The sequence below is a fragment of the Corynebacterium sp. HMSC14H10 genome, from assembly GCF_001807105.1.
GTDB classification, from domain to species: Bacteria; Actinomycetota; Actinomycetes; order Mycobacteriales; family Mycobacteriaceae; genus Corynebacterium; species Corynebacterium jeikeium_D.
Genome location: NZ_KV787441.1, coordinates 83,625 through 89,624, shown reverse-complemented (window position 1 = coordinate 89,624; position 6,000 = coordinate 83,625). Strand labels below are relative to the sequence as shown.

The following is a 6,000-nucleotide window of genomic DNA, read 5'->3' as shown; positions in this document are numbered from 1 at the left end:
AAACTCAGACAGTTTCACATTTGCAGCCCCGGAGTTTTCGGGTTGACAGTTTTGCCACGTAACTCCGGGCTGTGGTGCTGCCGCAGTTGGGGCCTGACTAGTCGCTACCTTGAGAACTGGACGCACTCTTTGGCTATCAACCCTGAACCGCGGCAAAAAGTAGGGTTCAGCAGCCAACGACGAAACCCTCCCTCGCCCGGATAACTCCAGGTGAGAGAGGGTTTCTACTTGGTCGGGGTAGCGGGATTTGAACCCACGGCCTCTTCGTCCCGAACGAAGCGCGCTACCAAGCTGCGCCATACCCCGAGGCCGCAGACACGAACTGGGAACATACGTCTCAGTGCTGTGCTTGCGAGGACTTACTTTAGCCCGACGCTGAGTCAGAATGCAAAACGCCTGCTTAACGGGCTGTGGGAACAAGCCGCGGTCTCCGCCGCGCCCTTACAAACTACGAACTGCACCCCGACGGACTACGAACTACGAATCCCGCTCCACAACCTCAATCAAGGTCGCGGACGGGCGGCAGAACAGGCGCACCGGGGCGTAAGGGGAAGTGCCAAGGCCATTGGAGACGTGCAGCCACGTCTTCTCGGTCCAGCGCGACAACCCCGAGGCCCGCGAGCGGTCGATACCGCAGTTGGTCACAATGGCCTTCCCTCCGGGCAGGCACACCTGGCCACCGTGGGTATGACCAGAAAGCACCAGGTCGTAGCCATCTTCCGCAAAAGCATCCAACACGTGGGGCTCCGGCGAGTGCGACAGGCCGATAGCGATGTCGGCATCCGCATTCGGGGCACCGGCAATCTGCGAATAATCCTCCAACTCGTGATGAGGGTCATCCACACCGGACAGTGCCACCTTCACTCCGCCCGCGACAAACTCCAGCCGGGCATGGGTGGCATCCTGCCAGCCGTGCTCGATAAACGCAGCGCGCATACCGCGCCACGGTAGTTCGACGCGCGAGGGCTTGCGCTTCTTGCCCGTCAGGTACTTCAGTGGATTTACGGGCCGCGGCGCGAAGTAGTCATTGGTGCCAAACACGAAGGCACCCGGACGGTTCAGTAGGGGGCCGAGCGCTGCGAGGACACTGGGAACGGCCTTGTCGCTGCCCAGGTTGTCGCCGGTATTAATCACCAGGTCAGGGTTCAGAGCATCGAGGCTGGCAACCCACTTCTGCTTCAACTTCTGGTCGGGGAGCATGTGGAAGTCGGAGACATGCAGAATCTGGAAAGGCTCACCCTCGCGCTTTCCCGCCCGGGCGAGCGTGCCGGGTGCCAGCACGGGAACTTGAACGCGGTGGAGTTTAAATGCGCGCAATTCGATTTGGTTCGCGTAGATGAACGTCGTCAAGCCAAGCGTGGCGAGAGCTGCGGCAGACCGCAGAATTCGGTTGGAAAAAGCGCGCAATGTCATGACAGAGACACTATCAACTACAGCGGTAATCTAGGGCGTATGAGTGAACTGAAGAACACAATTGTCTCCGATATGACCGCCGCAATGAAGGCCCGCGACAAGGAAACCGTTGCGGCGCTGCGCATGCTAAAGGCCGCCATCCAGACCGAGGAGGTCTCCGGCTCCAAGCACGAGCTCACCGATGAAGAGGTGCTGCGTGTGATTGAGCGGGAGGTCAAGAAGCGTCGCGAGTCCGCTGAGATGTACGCCGAGAACGGCCGCCAGGAACTTGCCAACGCCGAGCTCGCCGAGGCAGAGGTTTTCGCCCGCTACCAGCCGGAACAGCTTGACGACGACGCTGTGAAGAACCTCGTCGCAGAATCTGTGGCCGAGGTTGCTGGCGATGACGCGCCGAGCATGAAGATTATGGGCCAGGTTATGAAGGTGGCTAAGGAAAAGGCCGCTGGCCAGGTCGATGGCAAGCGGCTTTCCGAGGCCGTTAAGGCTGCCCTGCAGGGCTAATCACGACCCTTCGGGGTTCTTTCCAGTGCCGCGGTGACTTTTAGCAAGTTGCCGCGGCCATTTTTTTTAAACCGGCAGCTTCTAGAACGGCAGCAGCGGAATCAGATCCCGCAAGCTCGGCGCCGGCGGAGTGTTTGGCCGAGGGAACTGCGGTAGCGGATCCGGCCGGGGCGTCGTCGACTCCGGTCGCGGTGACGGCGCTGGTGGCGGGGTCGGACGACGGGTGCCATCGGCCACGCGGATTGTGACGGTGCCACCCTTGAGAAGCAGCGGTGGCTGATCCAGTCCGACCACGATTCCGCGCGACTCACCCGTGTGGGACACTGTACGTTCCTCTACCTTGTAGCCAGCCTTCTTAAGGGTCTCCCGAGCCTCGGCCTTCTGCATGCCCACCACATTCGGCATTTGGGTGATAGAGGTGCCCAGGCCGTAGTCCGAATCCAATGGGGGGAGATTCTTTCCGCCATAGTCCTCGATAATTGGGCCGACTGCGCCGAACCATGTGCGCGCGGGCTCACGACCACCAAAGAGGTTGCCGCTCGGGCACTGCCGCAGTGGTGACGTGCACAGCTCCGTGACAGTCGGGGTGTCGTTGTAGGCGTAAACCGATCCGGCCAGACCGCCGGTGAAGCCCAGGAATGCCGCGGACTGGTTCGACTCGGTGGTGCCGGTCTTAGCCGCGACTGGGCCGTCCCAATTCAGCTCTTTCGCGGCATCCTTCGCAGTGCCATCGGTGGCATCATTGCTGAGCGCATTAGCAATCGCGTGCGCAACCCCCGGCTCCACCGCCTGCTCGCACGGTGGCACATTCAGCTTGACCGCATTGCCCTTGAAGTCCGTAATCGACTCAATTGGAGAGGGCTCGCACCAGCGGCCATTACTGGCCAGGGTGGCAGCGACATTGGACAGCTCAAGGTTATTCACCGACGTCGGACCCAGCACGAACGAGCCGAGCTTATGCTCCGAGACATAGTCCGCCACCGAGGACTCGCCATCAAAACTGCCCGGCTCCGTGTATGAGCGCATGCCCAGGCGTACTGCCATGTCCATCACGCCATCAACGCCGACCAGCTCCGAAATCTGAATAAAAGGAGTATTCGGCGATCGCGCGAGCGTCTCACGCAGTGACATCGACGGCGGGAAACTGCCCACGTTCTCCACGCAGTACAGGCCCGGAGGGCAGCCCTCTGCGCCACCGGTGCCCAGCCCGGAGGCCTCATAACGACGCGGCACCGGGAAGTGGGTATCAATACCCAGCCCCTTTTCCACCGCCGACGTTGCCGCGAAAATCTTAAAAATCGAGCCCGCGCCATTGCCTACCGGCGTAAATGGCTGCGGCTGCACGGTCTGCATTTGCTCCGCATCGAGGCCGTATACGCGTGACGACGCCATCGCGAGCAACCTCCTGGAGTCATCCCCAGGCTCAAGCAAACTCATAACCTCAGCTGCGCCATCCGCAGTCGGTGACGCCTGCTGACGCAGAGACTCCTGCACGCTGTCCTGCACACGCGGGTCCAGTGTGGTCTTCACATGGAAGCCACCGCGCTTCAGCTTTTCGGCATCAATACCGTGGTTCTCCAGGTAAGAGACCACATAGTCACAGAAGAAACCGCGATCGCCCGCCGCGATGCAACCCTGCGGCAGGCGCTGAGGCTCCGGAAGAATACCGAGATCAGCTGCCTTGGCGTCCTGAGCCTCCTGCGGGCCAATTGCCCCCGTGGATTCCATAGCCGCAAGCACGTCGTTACGCCGTGCATGCGCACCTTCCGGATTTGTATACGGATCGAGCCCGGAAGACTGCTGAACCATGCCCGCGAGCAGAGCGGCCTGCGGGACATTCAGATCGGACGCGGGAATGCCGAAGTAGGTCTGAGCTGCAGCTTCCACGCCGAAAGCGCCATTGCCGAAGGGGACCAAGTTTAAATACTTGGTCAGAATCTCGTCTTTCGTCAGCTCATCTTCCAGATCCAACGCGATGCGAATCTCGCGGATCTTGCGGCCATAATCCGTGGCAGTAGCAGCGCGGCGCTCCGACTCCGACTGCGCGTCTACGAGCAGCGTGTGGTTCTTAATCAACTGTTGCTCAATCGTGGAGGCGCCTTCCTGCACTGACTGAGACATGAAGTTCTTTACCGCCGCACGAGCAGTACCCTTCCAGTCCACACCAGAGTGCTCATAAAAGCGCCTATCTTCCACGCTGACCAGCGCATCCTTCATAGCTGGCGAGATGCGTTCCGACGGCACATTAAACCGCCGCTGATCATAGAGCCACGCAATTGGCTGATCATTACGATCCGTAATAGTGGTGACCCCTGGTGCGTCCTTAGAAATCACCGACCGCGACGCCGACGCGAATTCATCAGCCGTGCGCGCGACGAGGTAGGCCGAGCCGCCCACAAGAGGAAAGAGGGCGCTGGCCATAATCAACGCTGCCAACACAGTGGCAACGGAGAGCTTGAACAGCGTCGAACCTTTATTCACAGCAATCAGACTACAAGGTAGGGCGGATTGAGCCGAAGTGGGTTTTCGAAAATCCACCTAGTGACATGCCCGGGGAGTCCAGTAAAACGCCTGGCGAGCGGGGGAGGGGCGCTACGAATGCCCTTACAACACCGCGCAACTCGTCGGGTAGTGGTTTCCGGAAAAAGATTTTCATAGTGACGCAAATCACCCCCGTGCTTTTGTTGGAAAAAGTTGCCCCACCTGCATCGTTATATTTAGAGCTGCGCCACGTCCACCCTCCTAGTGTGACCCAATCGACATTATTTGGGTGGTGTGAATAGACTTACAACAAAATTTCAGCACTATTTAGTTGAAACTATTTCGAAATAACGAAAATCGCAGGCACGAGGAGGCTACAATGACCGCCACGATTCCAGATCGCAACCGCACTGCTACTACGCCAGAATACGAGCTCGGTGTAGAGAGCTTCCGCGATCGCCAGGAGTGGGTCCCGCGCGCTAAGTGTCGCGATATTGACCCGGATAAGTTGTTCGTACGCGGTGCCGCACAGCGCGAAGCCGCCGTTATCTGCCGCCACTGCCCAGTGGTTCTGCAGTGCCGTGCCGACGCTCTGGATAACCGCGTTGAGTTCGGCGTCTGGGGTGGCCTGACCGAGCGTCAGCGCCGCGCAATGCTGCGCGAGCACCCGGAAATTACTTCGTGGGCCGACTTCTACGCTGAGCAGTACGCAGCTCAGCGCAAGGCAAAGCTGGCTAAGTAAAAACCCAACTTAGACCGAAGTAAAACTGAACCCCCAGCGCGCGAGGCTGGGGGACAGATAAAGTAGCTCCCATGACTACTAAATGGGAATACTTCACCGCACCGCTGCTCATTCACAACACCAAGGCCATCCTGGACAACTTTGGTGAGGACGGCTGGGAACTCGTCACCGTTCTCCCCGGCCCGACCGGCGAAAACCACGTTGGTTACTTCAAGCGCCCAAAGGCTGACTAACTTTATTCGTCCGGCCCTAGTCGCCGTGGAAAGGCTTAATTTAAATGAGCAACTCTGAATCTCGCACTCCTTCCCAGGCCCTCGAGGACCTGGGGCTTACCCTGCCTGCCGTTGCCGCGCCAGTTGCGGCCTACGTACCCGCAACGCGCACGGGCAACCTTGTTTTCACTTCCGGTCAGCTCCCATTCGTTAACGGCGAGCTCACCTACGTCGGCCACGTCGGCGCAGAGGTCACTGCTGAGGAGGCCAAGGAGGCCGCCCGCACCTGCGCTCTCAACGCTTTGGCCGCAGTCGATGCCGAGGTTGGCCTCGACAATGTCACCCGCATCGTGAAGGTCGTCGGCTTCGTCAATTCCGCCGCCGGATTCACTGGTCAGCCGGGCGTTATCAACGGAGCCTCGGAGCTCTTCGGCGACGTCTTCGGCGAGCGCGGCCAGCACGCTCGCTCGGCAGTGGGTGTAAATCAGCTTCCGCTGGACGCTCCCGTGGAAGTAGAAATCATCGTTGAAGTAGCTCAGTAGCTGCTGTATTTGCTGCTGCAAGCAGCGAGGATGTTGCGTTCTCCGGGGCGTCGTGAAGCGTGCTTACACCCAAATGAGTCGATTTGGAGGACGTGGCGCGCTCCCCGGA

Annotated in this window: 6 protein-coding genes and 1 tRNA gene; 4 read left to right on the top strand and 3 right to left on the bottom strand. The window is 59.7% G+C overall.

All coding sequences use genetic code 11. The features are described from left to right. Window positions 1–229: 229 nt before the first annotated feature. Window positions 230–306: transfer RNA gene (locus tag HMPREF3135_RS08410), tRNA-Pro, on the bottom strand. A gap of 171 nt (window positions 307–477) precedes the next feature. After that, window positions 478–1,413, bottom strand: coding sequence for a metallophosphoesterase (locus HMPREF3135_RS08405; RefSeq protein WP_070439129.1), 936 nt, complete (start codon window positions 1,411–1,413; stop codon window positions 478–480). Between the two features lie 39 nt (window positions 1,414–1,452). On the opposite strand from HMPREF3135_RS08405, the gene HMPREF3135_RS08400 reads away from it, so the two are divergent. Further along, window positions 1,453–1,914 carry a GatB/YqeY domain-containing protein gene (locus HMPREF3135_RS08400; RefSeq protein WP_070439126.1) on the top strand — a complete coding sequence of 154 codons (462 nt, stop codon included), beginning with the start codon at window positions 1,453–1,455 and terminating at the stop codon, window positions 1,912–1,914. Window positions 1,915–1,995: 81 nt separating this feature from the next. Here HMPREF3135_RS08400 and HMPREF3135_RS08395 read toward each other — a convergent pair whose 3' ends face one another. After that, a complete protein-coding gene (locus tag HMPREF3135_RS08395; RefSeq protein ID WP_246818328.1) occupies window positions 1,996–4,395 on the bottom strand; it encodes a transglycosylase domain-containing protein in 2,400 nt (799 codons plus the stop codon). A 379-nt stretch (window positions 4,396–4,774) separates the two neighbouring features. Here HMPREF3135_RS08395 and HMPREF3135_RS08390 point away from each other — a divergent pair, with 379 nt between their 5' ends. The 3 genes from HMPREF3135_RS08390 (at window position 4,775) to HMPREF3135_RS08385 (ending at window position 5,891) form a co-directional block, all read left to right on the top strand. Next, complete coding sequence (locus HMPREF3135_RS08390; RefSeq protein WP_038627417.1) at window positions 4,775–5,137, top strand: WhiB family transcriptional regulator; 363 nt, start codon at window positions 4,775–4,777, stop codon at window positions 5,135–5,137. Window positions 5,138–5,208: 71 nt separating this feature from the next. After that, the gene (locus HMPREF3135_RS11325) at window positions 5,209–5,370 is read left to right on the top strand and encodes a Sp36 family protein (RefSeq protein WP_005511670.1); all 162 of its coding nucleotides are present in this window, start codon (window positions 5,209–5,211) and stop codon (window positions 5,368–5,370) included. A 44-nt stretch (window positions 5,371–5,414) separates the two neighbouring features. Next, the gene (locus HMPREF3135_RS08385; RefSeq protein WP_070432016.1) at window positions 5,415–5,891 is read left to right on the top strand and encodes a RidA family protein; all 477 of its coding nucleotides are present in this window, start codon (window positions 5,415–5,417) and stop codon (window positions 5,889–5,891) included. Window positions 5,892–6,000: the final 109 nt, after the last annotated feature.